We start from the raw sequence: 18,530 nt of genomic DNA, 5'->3' as shown, positions 1-18,530 counted from the left end.
TTTCGTCGTTGTATAAACACTTTGATGTGAAGAGTTAATTGATTGGTCGCTAGTGCTAGATACATATTTACAGCATCGTCAATACCATCTTTAACTGCGTGTGTTATATCACTACTTTTACTATTACTCAGTACTATTAGTGCGGGTAGTGTGGAAATAAAAAAGTAAACTTATTTATTTTTTAACTCTTAATGTTATGCATTATCCCTAACAAAGGTAAGTAATGGTTAAAGTATTCGCTTTTATCAACCCGAAATAACTAATCTTAAGAGTTGATTTAAATATAAAGTTGGTCCATTATCGCACGCTGTTTACGGTTTGCTTACTTTTTGTCTACAAGTAAGCTTTTATATATTAATAAAATAAATAGAAATTATGTACGAATATTCAAACAAGTCGGAAAGGAAACTCATTGTTCGATTCTTCTCTTCAATAGGGTTTATAGCAACGTTTTCTATGGCTAGCTTAGCATTTATTAATAGCAGTTATTTATTAGCGTGTACCTTGGTTGTTTCTTCGTTTGTTTATTTATTGGCATTTAGCATAAGTAGGGGAGTAGAGAAGTCAGGCACTATAATTTTATACAACCTTTATGCACTAATGTTTTACCTAGTCCTCACTGGTGGAGCACAAGGAACAGGGCCTATATGGATATTCATAGTGTCTCCAGTTACTTATTCAATACGCGGACTTAAGCGAGGTACATTTGATATAATTTTGTTTTTATTAGCGATTGTTTTAGGCTTTTACTGCGCTGATACATTCAATATATATGACTATAGTCCGGAACAGTTTCCTATCAGAATCATACTCGCTTTTATAATTGTCGCGTCGCTGAGTGGCTACTACGAGTTTTCAAGAGAAAAATACAGCAGTAAAATAATTGCTTTGAGTCAAAAAAATGAATTTTTAGCAACTATAGATCCACTCACTAACCTGCCAAACCGTCGCTATACCATGAATAAGCTTGTGGCTTTTAAAAGTGAGCTGAAAGATAATAATACTCCCTTTGTAATTTTATTAGCTGATGTAGATAATTTTAAAAAAATTAATGATCAATTCGGCCATGATTTTGGCGATGAAGCACTTATTCAGTTAGCTAAAACCTTTGATAAAAGTATTCCAAAAAATGCGATTGGATCACGTTGGGGCGGAGAGGAGTTTTTAATTGTTATCCCAAATGCAACAGTTGAGCAGGGGGAGCAAGTTGCAGAAAAAATCCACAACGCCCTTAAAGCTTCAGCTGTGAGCTTATTTTCAGATAGTACCAATATTACGCTAAGTATTGGTGTTATCTCTGCAAGTGCCGAACGCTCAATTGATCTTGATATCAAGCGTGCTGATGAACTACTTTATAAAGCAAAAGCGCAAGGTAAAAACAGAACGTGTTCTTCTTAAAAGTTTATCTACTTTAATCCATTGAAAACGAATCAAGTGATGCCTTTATTTTAGCCTTTCTGCGCTTTACGCTCATGTAACACATTGCATTACAGGCAATCTGCATTGTAATTAATAGCCAATAACTTATGTCTAAGTCACTTAGGTTATTTATTTTTTCGCTAGTAAAGTAATAGGCTACGGCGATTATCTGAAGAACTAAAAAGCTATTTAAAAAGCTCAGTAAACGCTGTTTAAAGTAAGTATGCTTATATTTACTAAAAATAATTAAACAGCTGCTTAGCGCTAATAAAAACCAACTTAAAATGATACAAAAATTAACTAAAGTACTGTGCATTATTTAATCCTTCAAAGCTCTATTAACCAATATTAGGCATGGGCCATTATTAGTTCTTTAGCATTCGCTTTAGCTGTTTTACTGATATTATCACCACCAAGTAAGCGAGCTATTTCATTAATACGACCATCTTTATTCAAAGGCAGCATATGAGTGAACGTTTCGCCTTGTGCTATTTCTTTAGCTACAAAAAATTGTTGGTGTGCGCTACTAGCAACTTGCGGTAAATGGGTAACACAAATCACTTGAGTAGACTTACCTAACTGGCGCAATAGTTTGCCTACGGCTGATGCTGTAGGGCCAGAAATACCTACATCAACTTCATCAAAAATAAGCGTTGGGGTTGTTACTTTTTGGGCAATAATTACCTGTATAGCAAGGCTAATTCGCGAAAGCTCACCACCTGAGGCTACTTTAGCTAACGGCTGAAGTGGTTGCCCCGGATTAGTTGATACTAAAAACGACACATTATCGTACCCTAAGCTATTAGGTGCGCGGCTACTCTCTTGAGTTAAAGCTATTTCAAATACACCGTTTTCCATCGATAAATTAGCCATGCTTTCACTTATTAGTGTGTTAAGTGTATTAGCGTACTCATAGCGACTTTTACTTAGTTCATCGGCAGCTTGCTTATAACTAATTAACGCGCTTTCTATTTCCGACTCTAGTTGCTCCAGACGATTACTATTATTACTTATTGACTCAAGCTCCTGAGCAATCGATTGATGAAACTCAACTAGCTGCTGTGGTTTTATGTGATGCTTACGCGCTAAATCCATCGCACCGCTTAGTCTATTTTCTACTTCACCTAAACGAGCAGGATCTAAATCTGCTTGCTCAGTATAATTTCGAACTTCACGGCTTGCTTCTTCAACTTGTACTGCGGCTTCACTAAGGAGCGCTGCTACGCCTGCTAAGCTTTCGTCGTATTGAGCCAGCTCAGCGAATTGTTGGGCACTGTGCTGCAGCATTGAACAAGCATTTTGTTCATCACTTTCATATAAGTATTGTAATTCACGTTGGCACGATTCTAATATTGTTTGGCTATTACTAAGTTTGTAATGCTCGGCCTCAATTAAATCAAACTCACCTTCTTGTAAGGCAAACTCATCGAGCTCTGCAACTTGGTATTCTAACAATTGTTTTTGCGCTGCTTGTTGCTGCTGTTGTTGCTCTAAATGTTTAAATTCTTTTTGTAAGTTAGCAAAGTGTTTATAGTTGTTATTTACATCATTTACTAAGTGGTGATGCCCTGCATAGGCATCTAAAAGCTGTAACTGATGCTCAGCTTTTAATAAGTGTTGGTGGGCATGTTGTCCATGAATAGATATTAAATATTGACCAAGTTCTTTTAATTGTGATGCGGTAACGGCACTGCCATTAATATAGCTTTTACTGCGTCCATTTTTGCAAACAACACGACGTAATAAACATTCATTATCGTCATTGTTTAGCATATGTTGCTCTAAAAACGATTGAGCTAGCGGTAAATCTGTTAGGTCAAATTGAGCGCATACTTCTGCTTTATCAGAGCTTGGGCGCACTGCTGATGCTTCAGCTCGTTCACCTAAACATAATGATAGCGCATCAATAGCAATAGATTTACCAGCACCTGTCTCGCCAGTGATCGCGGTCATACCGCTGCGCCATTCTGTGCTTAAATTACTAACAATTGCAAAATTTTTAACTTCTAAACCAATTAACATACTGTTTATCCATCCAGTCAATTAACTGTTAATTTATACAGTGTTTTGGTTTTTTGCAAATTAATTTTTTATTATTTATGCAACGCTTACATCTTGAGTAAATTGTGTATCAGAAGTTTTTGGGGAGGTATCAATTTGATCATCAACAATATCAGTAGCTTGTATAATGTCTTCGGTTTTAAGTAGCCCGATAAGTGGAGGTAAAGTATTTAGGTAAAAACTCTTATTGTATAAAATTCCTTGCTGAGGTAACTCAGATACAAAGTACTGTATATTATCAATCAATGGCTGGATTATATTCGTTTGATTAGTTTTAATTAACTCGTTGGACAACGTATTAATTAGTAGGTCAGCGGTATCTTCAAGTTGTTGCAAATTCTCGTCTGTATGCGATTGCACAACAAAAAAATTATTTACAATAGCTTGAATACGAGGAACGTATTTTGGGCGAATTATTTTAGCATCAAGAAGATCATTAAGCTTTGCTTTAAGGCGTGAATTTACATGCGAAACCCGTTCATTAAATAGTTTTTTTCTAGCTTCGATTGCTTTTTTGCGATTACTCTCAATTTTGAGGTAACTGTATAAAAGTGTAATTAATAGCAGTAAAGCAAAGAATACTACATAAGTCATTGCTACTCGTTCCTAAATTATTTGATTATTATTTTAAGCCGCCATTTTGCTTTATAGTACTAAATTTGGCAATAAAATTAGTACAAACGACTACCCCAATTTAATTTTGTACGTAAAACGTTGTAGTACGAGTAATTTTTTGGATGAATTAAGCGCAGTTGTTTATCCGCTTTTTTAATTACTACCTCATCGCCGGGTAATACGGCAAGCACAACATGGCTGTCGCAACTTACCTGTAAGCTATCTGTATTTTCTAGGCTTAGCTTTAAGCGTACTTCGTTATCGGCATCGACCACTAAAGGTCTACTAGATAAGGTATGAGGAAACATAGGCACTAACGATATTGCATTTAGCTCTGGCGTTAAAATTGGCCCGCCACCTGAAAGTGAATATGCCGTAGAGCCAGTAGGGGTTGATACTATTAAACCGTCAGAGCGCTGAGAAAACACAAAGTCATTATTTATAAAAGCTTCAAACTCAATCATATGCGCTACTTTATCGGCATGAAGTACCGCTTCGTTAACGGCTGAGTTTGCACTCTTTAATTCATTGTGGCGATATACTTCTACTTCTAATAAAAAGCGTTTTTCTTCAAGGTACTCACCACTGAGGACTTGCTCTAAGCTCGCTTCAAACCCTTCAGGGTTTAAATCAGTTAAAAAGCCAAGGTTACCTCTATTTACTCCAATTACAGCAATGTTAAAGCGCGCAAGCACGCGTGCAGCACCAAGCATGTTACCGTCACCGCCAACAACAATAGCTAAATCGGCTTGTTCTCCTAAGTCGACTAACTTAACAAGTTTGTCATGCGGGATATCGTCTAATTGACTCCCTGCACGTTTTTCTACTATTACCTCAAAACCAAGCGCAAGTAAAAATGTATGTAAGCGCTGAAGGGTAGCAGCGGCTCCCGGGTGATTAGGTTTGCCAATTAGGCCTATGGTATTAAAAGGAGAGTCCATAATGTACGCACAAAAAGATTTAATAATTGTAGAGTAACTCAAAACAGAAGTGTTTGAAAATACAGATTATAGCAATATTATAAACCTTCAATTTTATTCGCAGTCAGTTAACTGCACGACTTGAAAAACAACTAAACGCCCCGATATCTCTTTCATGCAACAAGATGTAGATACCATGAAACTAAACTCACGAGATCAGCAAATTTTTTCAGCTGTTATGAACATGTACTGTAATGGTGAAGGCTTGCCTGTTCCATCAACAAAAATTGCCAAGCTCAAAGGCATGGCAGTGTGTTCGGCTACAGTTCGTAATGCTATGGCTCGCTTAGAAAAAGTGGGCTTATTGTACTCACCTCATACATCCGCAGGACGAGTGCCCACAAATGAAGGGTTTGATTATTGGTTTGACGAGTTTTTTCCACTCGCTGACATTGCTAATTATTGGCAACCAGAGCAATCACAACTCGTTGAACTAGCACATGGTTTGAGCCAAAAATACCAAATATGTTGTTGTGTTGGTTTACCACAAGTCAGCTCGCAGCAAGTGTTTAGAGTAGAGGTGCTTGATTTTGATTCTACCGACTGGCTTATTCTATTAATAGACAGGGCTGGGCAGAGCCACAACATTTGTATTGATAAACCTCATGATTCGTCAGATTCTGTTCGTTATCAGTTTGCAACATGGTTGAATACCGTATTTAGCCAACAAACTCTTATGGAGGGTCTGTATCGTATGCAGGCGATGGCAAATACAGCGCCTCGAAATTGTCATGATTCGCTTAATCAATGGACGCGACAGCTAAGTCAAAAATTAGGCTCAGATAATAGTATTGTAGTTGGCGAAAATTACCTCTATAAACAAATCGATTGTGAGCAAAGTTTAAATATTGGTGTTTCGTTTTTAAATTATGTAGAAGATAAACTCGCTTTTAAAAACGGTGTATCGGTACTTAATAGCGAAAAATTGCCTTTTACTGAGTGTGATGAATTGATCGTAATAAGCGTGCCGTACTTTCAAAATCAAGAATACCAAAGCCGCTTTTGTATAATTTGCCCTAAATCAGCGCAAATCGAAGAAATAATTCGAGAATTTAAATTAATTGAGGCATCTAACTCTTGAATCTTTTTATTCAATCCCCATAATTACCGCAGTTGTAAAGAATTGGAGCACGTATTTTATGTCTGAGCAGACACAAAACCCTGAGCAAGAAGTAGAATTAAACGAAGAAATTTCTAAAATGCAGGCTGATGTAGAAGCAGCAGTAGAAGCCGCTGATCAACATGCAGAAGAAGAGCAAAGCCCTGAAGCAGAAATAGCTATGCTATATGCAGAGCTTGAAGCTGCTAAACAAACTATTGCTGATCAAAAAGATGGTGTTGTTCGTGCTGCAGCAGACGTAGACAACATTCGTCGTCGTGCAGCACAAGATGTAGAAAAAGCGCATAAGTTTGCACTAGAAAAATTTGCTAACGAATTACTACCTGTAATTGATAATCTTGAGCGTGCTATTGAGTTTTCTGATAAAGAAAATGAGACTTTAAAGCCGTTACTTGAAGGTATCGATATGACGGTTAAGAGCTTTAATGACGCTGTTTCTAAATTTGGTGTTGAAATTGTAAACCCACAAGGAGAGCAGTTTAATCCAGATTTTCATCAAGCAATGTCAATTCAGCCAAGTAACGATGTAACACCTAATACAGTGCTTGCTGTTATGCAAAAAGGTTACACATTGAATGGTCGTTTATTACGCCCTGCGATGGTTATGGTTTCTAAAGCTGCTGATGCTTAATTAATTTAAGATTATTAGCTTTGATAAAAATGCCTCATATTGAGGCATTTTTTTTGTCTTTTTTATAGTGAATTAACTGCACGAGCATAGTGAGTAACACGGCGCTAAACATTAAACTTGAAAATGGCACTGCGCTTTCTGCATGCATAATGGCAAGTAGCGGGCCAACTAATGCACCACTACCAAAACGAAGTGTGCCAATTACGGCCGTTGCCGTACCTGTGTTTCTTTCAAATTTCATTAATATTAGCGAATCAGCATTACTGGCAGTGACACCTAAACTCATCATTAATGGCGCAATAGCAGCCACAATATAATAAAGTGATAAGTGCAATAAGCTAAATGTTAACAGCGAAAGCCCCGATACAAATCCACATACAAGCCCAATATAGAGCATTTTTCGAGAGCCCAGCCTTGGTACAATTCGCGTATTTAAAAAGTTACCAAACATAAGCGCCATTACATTAAACGCAAATAGCACACCAAATAATTGTTCTGAAACCTCATATAAATCTAAATAAATAAATGGTACTGAGGTCAAAAAGCAAAAAAATCCAAACGATACAAACATAGAACTGAGTATATCCGCACGTGCGTCTTTATTACTGAGTACTGTCTTATAGCTATCAAAAAACAGAGCAAGGCCCTTTTTTTCATTTGTATGAATAGGTATATCTATTAAATACACTTGTACAAACGCTAATATTAAAAAGCTATAACCAGCAAGTACTAAAAATATGCTCGACCAAACAGAGAACCCTAAAATAAACGAACCAACAGAGGGGGCTACTAACGGTGCTACCATCATGATCATCGACACATACGACATTCCCTTAGCTGTATTTTGCTGATAAATATGGCGAATAATACCCGGTACGACTACGGTTGCTGCAGCTCCCGTAAATGCTTGCACTGCTCTAAGAGTCCAAAATGCATGGATTTCGGTGGTAAATGCCAGTGCAAGTGAGCTTGCGCCAAATAGGGTTAAGCCAATACGTGCGAGCTTACGACGGCCAATTTGATCGGCAATAGGGCCAAAAAATAACATACCTAATGAATAACCCGCTAAGTAAATACTCAACGATATTTGTACATTTGGCATATTAGTGTGTAAATCGTTTGCAATTACCAGCATGGCGGGCAAATACATATCAATCGCCAATGGAGTAATCGCTACGATACTGGCTAATAAAGGCAATAAAATACGGGTATTAAAAGACGAGGCTGAGGCGTCCATGTGTAAACTCAACAATCACTAAAAACAAGGGCTATAGTGTAACAGGGCATTGTATTTGGATAAACTTAGTTTGCCTGCTAAGTTTATCGTCTCATCGCATCTTTTTAATATAAAGGTATATAAAGCAAATATTTTAAATTGGTACTGTGTTTGCTATTCTACAAGCAATAAAAAATTCATTACTTAAGAGAATTATCATGAAAAAACTAGTACTTGCAGTATTAGCGACAGCAGTTTTAGTCGGTTGTAAAACGTCACCAACAGGGCGCACTCAAATAGCGCTTTACTCAGATCAACAAATGAGTGAAATGGGCACAGCTAGTTTTGCAGATATGAAAAAAAGCCAACCAATTAATAAAGATGCAAAAACAAATGCATATGTAAATTGCATTGCTGAAAAAGTAGTGGCTGTATTACCAAAAGAATACGCGTCGCAAAATTGGGAAGTGGTTGTATTTGAAGATGAATCTGCTAACGCCTTTGCACTCCCTGGTGGTTACATCGGGGTTCATACGGGCTTATTAAAAATAGCGACGAATCAAGATCAACTAGCAACAGTACTAGGGCATGAAGTAGGCCACGTAATTGCTGAACATTCAAATGAACGTGTTTCACAAAGCTCTATTTTAGATACAGGTATGCAACTTGGTAGTGCAGCACTTGAAATGGGTAATATTCAATACCGTAACGAAATTATGCAAGGCTTAGGTTTGGGCGCACAATATGGAGTTGTTTTACCATTTAGCCGCTCTCACGAATCAGAAGCCGATACTATAGGTCTGGATTTAATGGCACAGGCGGGGTTTAATCCACAAGAGTCGGTTACACTTTGGGAAAATATGAGTGCAGCGGGCAGCGGTACAACCCCTGAGTTTTTATCTACTCACCCAGCGCCAAGTAACCGTATTAAAAATCTACAAGCGCAAATGAGTAAAGCACTTAGCGAGCAAAGCACTGCTAAAGCACAGGGTAAAAACCCACAATGCACACTGTAGTTAAGCGCTTTACTATCTGAAGTAGTGTACGTTTAGTATTAATGCGTAATTAAAATAAAACCCCTGTAAGTATTTTACCTACAGGGGTTTTATTTTAGTTTTTAAGCGTGGTTATTCAGCAGCAAGTGCTTGTTTAAATACATTTTTAAAGCGTTCGAAATCTTCAATGTGCGGCAGGTGCCCTAAATTATCCAGTTCAAATAATTGTGCGTCAGGGATAAGTGTTGCAGCGTGTTTGCCTAATTTATCATATCGACCAAGCTCGTAATCAACACCGTCTTTTTTCCAGTTACGGCCAGGGCCGGTTCTATCGCGTGTACCAATAATTAATTTAACCGGTACTGCTAAATCTTTAAATTCGGTTATTACAGGTTGAGTGAAAATCATATCGTATGTTTTTGCATTTACCCATGCCATTTGTTCTTTATCCGGGCCTTGTATTTGCCCTGTTATAAAGTCGGTTAAGGCTGAATATGTGGCATTCCACTTACCATCGTAGTAATTTTTCTGTTGGTATTTTCTTACGCCTTCTGGTGTTTTTGAAAATTCGTTTTTATAGAAAAAATTTGTATCTTTGTAATCAACATACTGCAGGTAGTTTTCAAGCCCAATAGGGTTAAGTAAAATTAATTTACTTGTTGTGTTTGGGTACATTAATGCAAAACGACTCGCTAGCATCCCACCCATAGAGTGCCCTAATACAATTGACTCTTTTATATTAAGTGAGTCCATTAACGCATGAGTATGATGAGCAAGAGCCGCAAATGAATACTGGTAATTAGTTGGTTTAGATGATTTTCCAAAACCAATTTGATCAGGAATTAATACGCCGTAGCCTAAAGATTGCAGGTATTGCGCAGTGGTAGTCCAGTAATCTGCATTAAAATTTTTGCCGTGCATAAGCGTCACTGTAGGCATGTCGGATTTGGTAGGCTTTAAGTAAATATACGCCATTTTAAGGGACTGTTTTTGTGACTCAATGTTAAAGTAATTTACTTTAAAGTCGTACTGATAACTGCTTAAAAGTGCATCATAAGAAAGTGAAGAGGTATCTTGCGTTGTGCTCGCTAATGCATTGTTTGTTAATAACAATAAAGTAGAAAAGCAAATAACTTTAATCGACGACATTTGGTTACTCCAATTAAGGACAAATAATATGAGCTCTAATATATAAAACTCAGAATAATTCATTATAGTAACCAAACATTAAGTACTATTCAATTGAGGCTTTGTCATGCTCAACGTTGTTTAATTTGGAGATGAAAAAAGCGAAGCTAAAATAGAGCTTCGCTTATTAATGTAGGGTAAAACGAGTATCGTTAAAGCTTAAAACGTCCACTCAATATGGATTTGTGGCACTGACTCAGTGACTTCAGTACCTAGTTTATTGTGCCAGTATTGTAATTCCATACCCAACAGTAGTGTGTTTTCTTTCATTTGAAGAGCGTGGCCCATATCCCATACTAAAATAGGCTGTGCGAGTATCCACGCCTCTACATCGTTACCAAATTCATCTTCACGCTCTGCAATGTATTCAGCGTGGCCTTTAAAGCTAAATTTTTGTGAGCCAATAGTGAAAGGGTATTCAAAGGCAACATCAAGCATCCAGCTATTTGTTTCAATAGGAGCCCCGCCTTTTGCTACACCTTCACTATCGTCAATGTAAGCTGTGAATAGCGTTTGAAAAAAGTTAAACCCAGGTACATCCCAGCTTAATTTAACACCAGGCAAGTATTTCATTACTTTAGCGTCGCCAGCAACGTTAATACCACCGGTAAGGCCCACATCTAATAATGCGCCTGCGCCAATTTTTTCGCCGCTAATGGCCGATAAGCTTACCGTTGAATACCACTCACCATAAAAATCAGCATCTTGGTAACCATCATCGGTATCGTCTTTACTGTAATCGATAAAAAAGAAGTTATCGCCGTAATCGTAACCCGATGCATGTTGAACCGAGTAAACAGTGGTGTTTGACTCTTGCTCAGTGAATGGGTTTTTTTGGTCGCCATTATTAATATGTAGTGCTGTGCTGCTCCAATTAGCCGCAAAAGCAGAAGACGATAAAGCAATTGATGTAAAAGTAACGAGAGGAAGTAATTTTTTAAATTTCATATCTGTATTTAACTATAATTTTAGTGACACGCGAAGGCGCGCATTATAGCAAAAGTGATTGATATGTAGAGTATTATTTTAACATATGTTGCAGCTTACTTATTAAGCTGCAACATAGTGTCGGTGTTTAAATTATGCTTTATTGCGGCGTAAGCAAATAACTGCAATGGCTGTAAATGCTAAAATAAAACAGTAATAAGAAGACGTTGATACTTCCCACGGGCTAATTTTAAACGTAGCACCTAATAACAATGCTTGGGCACCGTATGGCAATGAACCCTGTGTTACACAGGCAAATATATCAAGTAAACTGGCAGAGCGTTTAGAGCTTATTTCACCGTCATCTGCTAGCTTTTTAGCAATAGGACCCGCGACAATAATAGACACTGTGTTATTAGCAATACATACATTACTTGTTAAAACTAACGCAGCGATACCTAATTGATCTGCCACTTTACGGTGCCATTTTGCAATGATTTTAGTAATCGCTTGAATTTTTTGAGCAATGTAATCAAGACCACCGTTAATACGAATAAATTCAGATAAGCCGCCAATAAACATAGAAAGTAAAAATATTTCCTGCATATCAGTAAAGCCTTTGTAAATGTCTTTTACAAAGCTTGCGCCTTCGTAACTACCGGTAAAGCCCATTAATGCGGCAAAAATAATACCGCTAAACAACACTACAAATACGTTCAAGCCAGCAACTGCTAACACTAAAATAAAGGCATAAGGAAGTACCAACCAAATATCATAATCTTTAGTTTCAACTACTTGTGCAGCAGGTGTTAAATAAAACAACAGGGCGATAGTTAGAATGGCTGCAGGGACTGCAATTTTAAGATTTTCTTTAAACTTGTCTTTCATTTCACAGCCCTGCGTGCGCGTAGCTGCAATAGTGGTGTCTGAAATAATAGATAAGTTATCGCCAAACATAGCGCCAGATACAATCGTACCGGCCATTAATGCTGGATCTATACCCGTTTTAATTGATACCGCATAAGCGATAGGGCCAATGGCGCCAATCGTACCCATTGACGTTCCCATTGCAGTAGAAACAACGGCCGCAATTAAAAACAAACCAGGGAGCAATAACGAAGGTGGAATAAGCGATAAGCCTGCATTTACTACCGCATCTACACCACCGGTTGCACTTGCCACAGCCGAAAAAGCACCTGCAAGTAAGTAGATTAAACACATGGTAATAATATTGTTGTGTCCGGCACCTTTAATAAAGGTCTCTACACATTGGTTTACCGTGCCTTTATTTAAAATAAACGCAAGCATAATAGCGGGCAATATAGCAACAGGTGCAGGTAGTTGGTAAAAAGCATAATCAACCCCTTGCGATTGCAAATACAAACCTGAGCCTAAAAATAGCGCTACAAAGGTAAGTAGGGGAAGTAAAGAAAGTATTGCTTTGTTTTTATTAAATGATGGCTGCATCATAATCCTCATAACCAGTAAAATTTATCACAGCCAAAACTCCTCTTTTAGCTGAATTTAGCAGTACAACTTTTTATTTTAAAAAGTTGTTAGCCGCAGCGTCCGCAAGCCAAAGACCAAATCGACGCGAAAGAGAAGTTTAAATGTATAGATGGCTAAAGTAAACTGGTATTGTTATTATTATTAAATTAAAAGGTCACCTGACTATTGCATGACTTTTAGATAATATCTATAAAGCAACGCGATTTTCAGCGATTAATATTTATCCAACTGCATAAAAATACCCACCTGCGTATTTTGCAATGTCCGGATATATAGCTAATAAACGGATTCAAATAAAATTAGGTAAAAACCATGACTACAAATCGAATAGGTGTTTTTGGTGCTAACGGCAGAATGGGCTTAGCCCTATTAGAAGCCGCGACAATTAAAGAGCAAACACAACTTACAGGCGCATATGTTCGTAGTGGTTCATCGCTATTGGGCATTAATGTAAATCAAGTAAATAGCGCAGCCGATAACAGTGTTAGCTTTAGCGACGAAAGTACAATAGATAATGTAGATGTTTTAATCGACTTTACGCTGCCAGCGGGTATGAAAAACCATTTAAAAACAGCTGTTGCGCAAAAAATTCCTATGGTAATTGGCACAACAGGTTTAACAAATGATGATATGGCGCTATTACACGATGCCGCTAAACATATCCCTATTGTATTTGCACGAAATTACAGCGTAGGTGTCAATGTATTACTTAACCTTGTGCAAACTGCAGCGACTAAATTTGGTGACGATTTAGATATCGAAATATTTGAAGCGCATCACCGTCATAAAATAGATGCACCATCAGGTACTGCACTGGCAATAGGTGAGTCAATCGCGCAAGCGAAAGGCTGGGATCACGACGAGGTTGCGGTATATGACCGAAGCCAAGTAGAAACAGCGAAATCTCAAAATGAGATTGGTTATTCTGTCCTAAGAGGGGGCGATATAGTAGGTGAACATACCGCATACTTCGCTACAATGGGCGAAAGGCTTGAATTAACACATAAAGCAAGTTCGAGAATGACGTTCGCTCTAGGTGCTATAAGGGCTGCAAGCTGGTTAAAAAACAAACCTGCTGGACTTTATGATATGCAAGATGTGCTAGATCTTAAGTAGTTTAGTTACTATTTTAACTGTTTGGGTCTAATTTCACCTACAGTGACTTATTTGTAACAATTAACCAAATAATGTTAGACCTAAATAGCAACTTCATGTAATATGCAGCCAATTTGCCAAAAATTACTAAATGCGTGTTTCCAATTATACCCAAGTGGCTAGTAAATCCAGGGTTTCAGTGGGAATGAAAATAGTTTTAGGCAAGAAAAATGATTGAAGGTTGAATGCTTTACATCTGCATCATTTAAGACTGCGTAAAACAATTTAAGCTCACAAAAATCTGGTTTTGACGATCCCTCTGGGTATTGGCGGGGTGTTAAGCAATTGCTTACTCCCGTTTTTTACTGTTAGGAGGTTTAACTTGACTAAATCCGCTCTGTTAGTCCTAGAAGACGGCACAGTGTTTCGCGGTACTGCAATCGGCGCTGACGGCATGTCAGTCGGTGAAGTGGTATTCAATACGTCTATGACTGGTTATCAAGAAATTTTGACTGATCCATCATACGCGGAACAAATCGTAACTTTGACGTACCCACATATCGGTAATACGGGTACCAACAGCGAAGACGAAGAAGCGAATCAAATTTGGGCTAAAGGCCTAGTGATCCGTGATTTGCCACTGCTAGCAAGTAACTTTCGTAACGAGCAATCGTTAGATGATTACTTAAAAGAACGTAATATTTTAGGTATTGCGGACATCGACACCAGAAAGCTAACTCGAATTTTGCGTGATAAAGGCGCACAAAACGGGTGTATTGTTGCCGGTGACGAGCTAGACGAAAATAAAGCGTTACAAGCCGCGCAAGCCTTCCCAGGTTTAAAAGGTATGGATTTAGCAAAAGTTGTCTCAACCAAGGAAAATTTTGAGTGGCGCGAATCAAGCTGGACATTAGGTGAAGGATTTAAAACCCTTGACGCTGCTGATGAAAAGTTTCATGTTGTTGCCTACGACTTCGGTGTAAAACGTAATATTTTACGTATGCTTGTAGACCGTGGTTGTAAACTTACAGTAGTACCAGCGCAAACTTCTGCCGCTGACGTACTTGCTTTAAACCCTGATGGTATCTTCTTATCTAATGGCCCTGGTGATCCTGAGCCATGTACTTACGCTATTGAAGCCATTCAAGCCTTTTTAGAAACCGACACACCTATTTTTGGTATCTGTTTAGGTCATCAGTTATTAGCCCTTGCCTCAGGTGCTAAAACAGAAAAAATGAAATTTGGCCACCACGGTGGTAACCACCCAGTTAAAGACCTAGACCGTAATGTAGTTATGATCACAGCTCAAAACCATGGTTTTGCAGCTCAAGAATCAAGCCTACCAAGTACGCTTCGTGCCACGCATAAATCGTTATTTGATGGAACGCTTCAAGGTATTCATCGTACTGATAAGCCTGCGTTTAGCTTCCAGGGTCACCCTGAAGCAAGTCCAGGTCCACACGATGCAGCACCATTATTTGACCACTTCATCGATTTGATGCAAGCGCGTAAACACTAATTTAACTGGAGTAATAATGCCAAAACGTACCGACATAAAAAGCATTCTTATCTTAGGCGCAGGCCCAATTGTAATTGGTCAAGCTTGTGAATTTGACTACTCTGGTGCTCAAGCGTGTAAAGCACTTAGAGAAGAAGGCTATAGAGTTATATTAGTTAACTCAAACCCTGCAACTATCATGACCGATCCTGAAATGGCCGATGCTACCTACATCGAACCAATTCACTGGGAAGTGGTAGAAAAAATTATTGAAAAAGAAAAGCCAGATGCAGTACTGCCTACAATGGGTGGTCAAACAGCATTAAACTGTGCACTTGATTTAGACAAGCACGGTGTATTGGCTAAGCACGGCGTTGAGCTAATTGGCGCAACGGCGGATGCAATCGACAAAGCAGAAAACCGTGAACGCTTTGACGTAGCAATGAAAAACATTGGCCTTGAATGTCCTCGTGCTGAAATTGCTCACTCAATGGAAGAAGCTAAAGATACAATGAGCCGAATTGGCTTACCATGTATCATTCGTCCTTCTTTCACCATGGGTGGCACCGGTGGCGGTGTTGCTTACAACATGGAAGAGTTTGAAGAAATTTGTGAACGTGGTTTAGACTTATCGCCAACAAACGAATTATTGATTGATGAATCACTGATTGGTTGGAAAGAGTACGAAACAGAAGTTGTACGTGATAAAAACGATAACTGTATTATTGTTTGTACCATTGAAAATTTTGACCCTATGGGTGTTCACACTGGCGATTCAATCACCGTCGCACCAGCGCAAACGCTAACCGACAAAGAATACCAAATTATGCGTAACGCCTCTATGGCGGTATTACGTGAAATTGGTGTAGAAACTGGCGGTTCTAACGTGCAGTTTGGTATTAATCCTGAAGATGGCCGTATGGTTATCATTGAGATGAACCCACGCGTATCACGTTCATCTGCACTTGCATCAAAAGCAACGGGTTTCCCAATTGCTAAAATTGCTGCAAAGCTAGCAGTAGGTTATACGCTTGACGAGCTTCAAAACGATATTACTGGCGGTAAAACTCCAGCATCTTTTGAGCCTTCAATCGATTACGTTGTAACAAAAATTCCTCGCTTTAACTTTGAAAAATTTGCCGGTGCTAACGATCGTTTAACTACGCAAATGAAATCAGTTGGCGAAGTAATGGCGATTGGTCGTAACCAACAAGAATCATTACACAAAGCATTACGTGGTCTTGAAGTGGGCGCAACAGGTTTTAACCCAATAGTTGCACTTGATGACCCTAAAGCGAAAGAAAAAATCATCCGCGAATTACGCGAACCAGGTGCTGAGCGTATCTGGTACATTGCCGATGCAATGCGCCATGGTATGAGCGTTGATGATGTTTATGAGCTGACTAAAGTTAATCGCTGGTTCTTAGTACAAATAGAAGATATTTTAAAAGACGAAGCAAAAATTGGTGAAGTAGGTATGGCTGGTTTAAATGCCGACTTCCTACGTAAACTTAAACGCAAAGGTTTCGCAGATCCACGTATAGCTGAAATTGCTGGTGTATCTGAAGCTGAAATTCGTAAAAAACGTCACTTATTAAACATCGTGCCAGTATACAAGCGTGTTGATACGTGCGCCGCAGAATTTAGCTCAGACACAGCTTACATGTACTCATCTTACGATGAAGAGTGTGAAGCAAACCCAACAGATAAAGACAAAATCATGGTTATTGGTGGCGGTCCTAACCGTATCGGCCAAGGTATTGAATTTGATTACTGTTGTGTACATGCCTCGCTTGCGCTTCGCGAAGACGGCTATGAAACCATTATGGTTAACTGTAACCCTGAAACGGTTTCTACCGATTACGATACATCTGATAGATTATACTTTGAGCCAATTACACTTGAAGACGTACTCGAAATCGTACGTGTTGAAAAGCCAAAAGGCGTTATTGTGCAGTACGGTGGTCAAACACCACTTAAATTAGCACGTGAGCTTGAAGCGAATGGCGTGCCAGTAATTGGTACTTCACCTGATGCGATTGACCGTGCAGAAGACCGCGAACGTTTCCAACAACTTGTTGAGCGTTTGAACTTACTTCAGCCAGAAAATGCAACAGTAACTTCAACTGAAGAAGCACTACTTAAATCAGTCGAAATTGGTTTTCCACTAGTTGTACGTCCATCGTATGTACTAGGTGGTCGTGCAATGGAAATTGTATATGATGAAGACGATTTACGTCGCTACATGACCGAAGCTGTATCTGCATCAAACGAAGCACCTGTATTACTTGACCGTTTCTTAGATAACGCAATTGAAGTTGACGTTGACGCAATTTGCGACGGCGAGCAAGTAATTATTGGCGGTATCATGGAGCACATTGAGCAAGCCGGTGTTCACTCTGGTGACTCAGCATGTTCATTACCAGCACATTCTTTATCGCAAGAAGTGCAAGATGTAATGCGCAAGCAAGTAACAGATATGGCGCTTGAGCTTGGTGTTGTTGGCTTAATGAATACACAGTTTGCTGTAAAAGATGGCAAAGTGTACTTAATTGAAGTTAACCCGCGTGCCGCACGTACTGTACCGTTTGTATCAAAAGCAACCGGTGTAGCGCTTGCAAAAGTGGCGGCTCGTTGTATGGCGGGTCAGTCTTTGGCAAGCCAAGGTATTACTAAAGAAGTGATCCCTCCTTATTACAGCGTTAAAGAAGTTGTTTTACCATTTGCTAAGTTTCAGGGTGTGGATCCAATTCGTGGCCCTGAGATGCGCTCAACGGGTGAAGTGATGGGGGTTGGTGATACTTTCGCCGAAGCATTCGCAAAAGCACAATTAGGTGCAAGCAACACTTTACCACGCGGTGGTCGCGCGTTATTATCTGTTCGTAATAGCGATAAGCCACGCATTGTTGAATTAGCCAAGATTATGACCGACTTAGGTTTTGAACTTGACGCAACGGGTGGCACGGCACAAGCTCTTGAAGAAGCTGGCATTGAAGTACGACGTGTAAACAAAGTATATGAAGGCCGCCCGCATATTCTTGATTATATCAAGAATAAAGAGTACAGCTATATCGTTAATACCACCGAAGGTCGCCAAGCGATCGAAGATTCGAAGGTGTTGCGTCGTGGTGCATTGCAAAATAAAACCAACTATACGACAACCTTGAACGCGGCTTTTGCTAACTGTACTGCTAACAAAGCAGATGACCGTAGTAAAGTAACGTCAGTTCAAGAGCTACACCTGCGATTGAACTAAGGAAATGTGCCAAGGCCAAC

The 18,530-nt window shown here is 39.0% G+C and carries 15 protein-coding genes; 7 read left to right on the top strand and 8 right to left on the bottom strand.

Annotated elements, in window-relative coordinates; genetic code table 11:
- The first annotated feature begins 375 nt into the window (after positions 1-375).
- Positions 376-1,398: a GGDEF domain-containing protein gene (locus tag H5160_RS16170; RefSeq protein WP_404936236.1), complete on the top strand. Its 1,023-nt coding sequence runs from the start codon at positions 376-378 to the stop codon at positions 1,396-1,398.
- A 13-nt stretch (positions 1,399-1,411) separates the two neighbouring features.
- Here the strand turns inward: H5160_RS16170 and H5160_RS16165 are convergent, their stop codons facing one another.
- The 4 genes from H5160_RS16165 to nadK all read right to left on the bottom strand — a co-directional run bounded on the left by H5160_RS16165 (position 1,412) and on the right by nadK (position 5,036).
- Entirely contained in the window at positions 1,412-1,735 is a 324-nt protein-coding gene (locus H5160_RS16165; RefSeq protein WP_182737989.1) for a hypothetical protein, read from the bottom strand.
- 32 nt (positions 1,736-1,767) lie between these two features.
- Complete coding sequence (gene recN, locus H5160_RS16160) at positions 1,768-3,441, bottom strand: DNA repair protein RecN (protein WP_182737988.1); 1,674 nt, start codon at positions 3,439-3,441, stop codon at positions 1,768-1,770.
- Positions 3,442-3,516: 75 nt separating this feature from the next.
- On the bottom strand, positions 3,517-4,074 hold the full coding sequence (locus H5160_RS16155) for a hypothetical protein (protein ID WP_024597393.1): 558 nt from the start codon (positions 4,072-4,074) through the stop codon (positions 3,517-3,519).
- A gap of 77 nt (positions 4,075-4,151) precedes the next feature.
- Positions 4,152-5,036 carry an NAD(+) kinase gene (gene nadK / locus H5160_RS16150; protein WP_182737986.1) on the bottom strand — a complete coding sequence of 295 codons (885 nt, stop codon included), beginning with the start codon at positions 5,034-5,036 and terminating at the stop codon, positions 4,152-4,154.
- Positions 5,037-5,190: 154 nt separating this feature from the next.
- Here nadK and H5160_RS16145 point away from each other — a divergent pair, with 154 nt between their 5' ends.
- Together H5160_RS16145 and grpE are read left to right on the top strand one after the other, a co-directional pair.
- Positions 5,191-6,156, top strand: a complete 966-nt coding sequence (locus H5160_RS16145) for an HrcA family transcriptional regulator (protein ID WP_024604215.1) — start codon at positions 5,191-5,193, stop codon at positions 6,154-6,156.
- Positions 6,157-6,214: 58 nt separating this feature from the next.
- Positions 6,215-6,826 (top strand): nucleotide exchange factor GrpE, encoded by a 612-nt coding sequence (gene grpE, locus H5160_RS16140; RefSeq protein ID WP_182737984.1) that lies wholly within the window; start codon positions 6,215-6,217, stop codon positions 6,824-6,826.
- Positions 6,827-6,860: 34 nt separating this feature from the next.
- On the opposite strand, the gene H5160_RS16135 is transcribed toward grpE, so the two are convergent.
- Entirely contained in the window at positions 6,861-8,063 is a 1,203-nt protein-coding gene (locus H5160_RS16135; protein WP_182737983.1) for a Bcr/CflA family efflux MFS transporter, read from the bottom strand.
- A gap of 197 nt (positions 8,064-8,260) precedes the next feature.
- On the opposite strand from H5160_RS16135, the gene H5160_RS16130 reads away from it, so the two are divergent.
- The gene (locus H5160_RS16130; protein WP_182737981.1) at positions 8,261-9,058 is read left to right on the top strand and encodes a M48 family metallopeptidase; all 798 of its coding nucleotides are present in this window, start codon (positions 8,261-8,263) and stop codon (positions 9,056-9,058) included.
- 111 nt (positions 9,059-9,169) lie between these two features.
- Here H5160_RS16130 and H5160_RS16125 read toward each other — a convergent pair whose 3' ends face one another.
- The 3 genes from H5160_RS16125 to H5160_RS16115 all read right to left on the bottom strand — a co-directional run bounded on the left by H5160_RS16125 (position 9,170) and on the right by H5160_RS16115 (position 12,619).
- Positions 9,170-10,186: an alpha/beta fold hydrolase gene (locus tag H5160_RS16125; protein ID WP_182673508.1), complete on the bottom strand. Its 1,017-nt coding sequence runs from the start codon at positions 10,184-10,186 to the stop codon at positions 9,170-9,172.
- A gap of 198 nt (positions 10,187-10,384) precedes the next feature.
- Positions 10,385-11,173 (bottom strand): nucleoside-binding outer membrane protein, encoded by a 789-nt coding sequence (locus H5160_RS16120; RefSeq protein ID WP_024597204.1) that lies wholly within the window; start codon positions 11,171-11,173, stop codon positions 10,385-10,387.
- Between the two features lie 132 nt (positions 11,174-11,305).
- On the bottom strand, positions 11,306-12,619 hold the full coding sequence (locus tag H5160_RS16115) for a Na+/H+ antiporter NhaC family protein (protein WP_182711679.1): 1,314 nt from the start codon (positions 12,617-12,619) through the stop codon (positions 11,306-11,308).
- A 354-nt stretch (positions 12,620-12,973) separates the two neighbouring features.
- On the opposite strand from H5160_RS16115, the gene dapB reads away from it, so the two are divergent.
- The 3 genes from dapB to carB all read left to right on the top strand — a co-directional run bounded on the left by dapB (position 12,974) and on the right by carB (position 18,510).
- Complete coding sequence (dapB, locus tag H5160_RS16110) at positions 12,974-13,777, top strand: 4-hydroxy-tetrahydrodipicolinate reductase (protein WP_182737980.1); 804 nt, start codon at positions 12,974-12,976, stop codon at positions 13,775-13,777.
- Positions 13,778-14,138: 361 nt separating this feature from the next.
- A complete protein-coding gene (carA, locus tag H5160_RS16105) occupies positions 14,139-15,275 on the top strand; it encodes a glutamine-hydrolyzing carbamoyl-phosphate synthase small subunit (protein ID WP_004335400.1) in 1,137 nt (378 codons plus the stop codon).
- A gap of 16 nt (positions 15,276-15,291) precedes the next feature.
- Positions 15,292-18,510, top strand: coding sequence for a carbamoyl-phosphate synthase large subunit (gene carB / locus H5160_RS16100; protein WP_039487473.1), 3,219 nt, complete (start codon positions 15,292-15,294; stop codon positions 18,508-18,510).
- Positions 18,511-18,530 lie beyond the last annotated feature (20 nt).

Origin of the sequence: Pseudoalteromonas sp. SG43-4, assembly GCF_014164325.1 — a bacterium.
Taxonomy (GTDB): Bacteria; Pseudomonadota; Gammaproteobacteria; order Enterobacterales; family Alteromonadaceae; genus Pseudoalteromonas; species Pseudoalteromonas distincta.
Note: the sequence above shows the minus strand (reverse complement) of the source record. Positions and strands in the feature narration are given on the sequence as shown.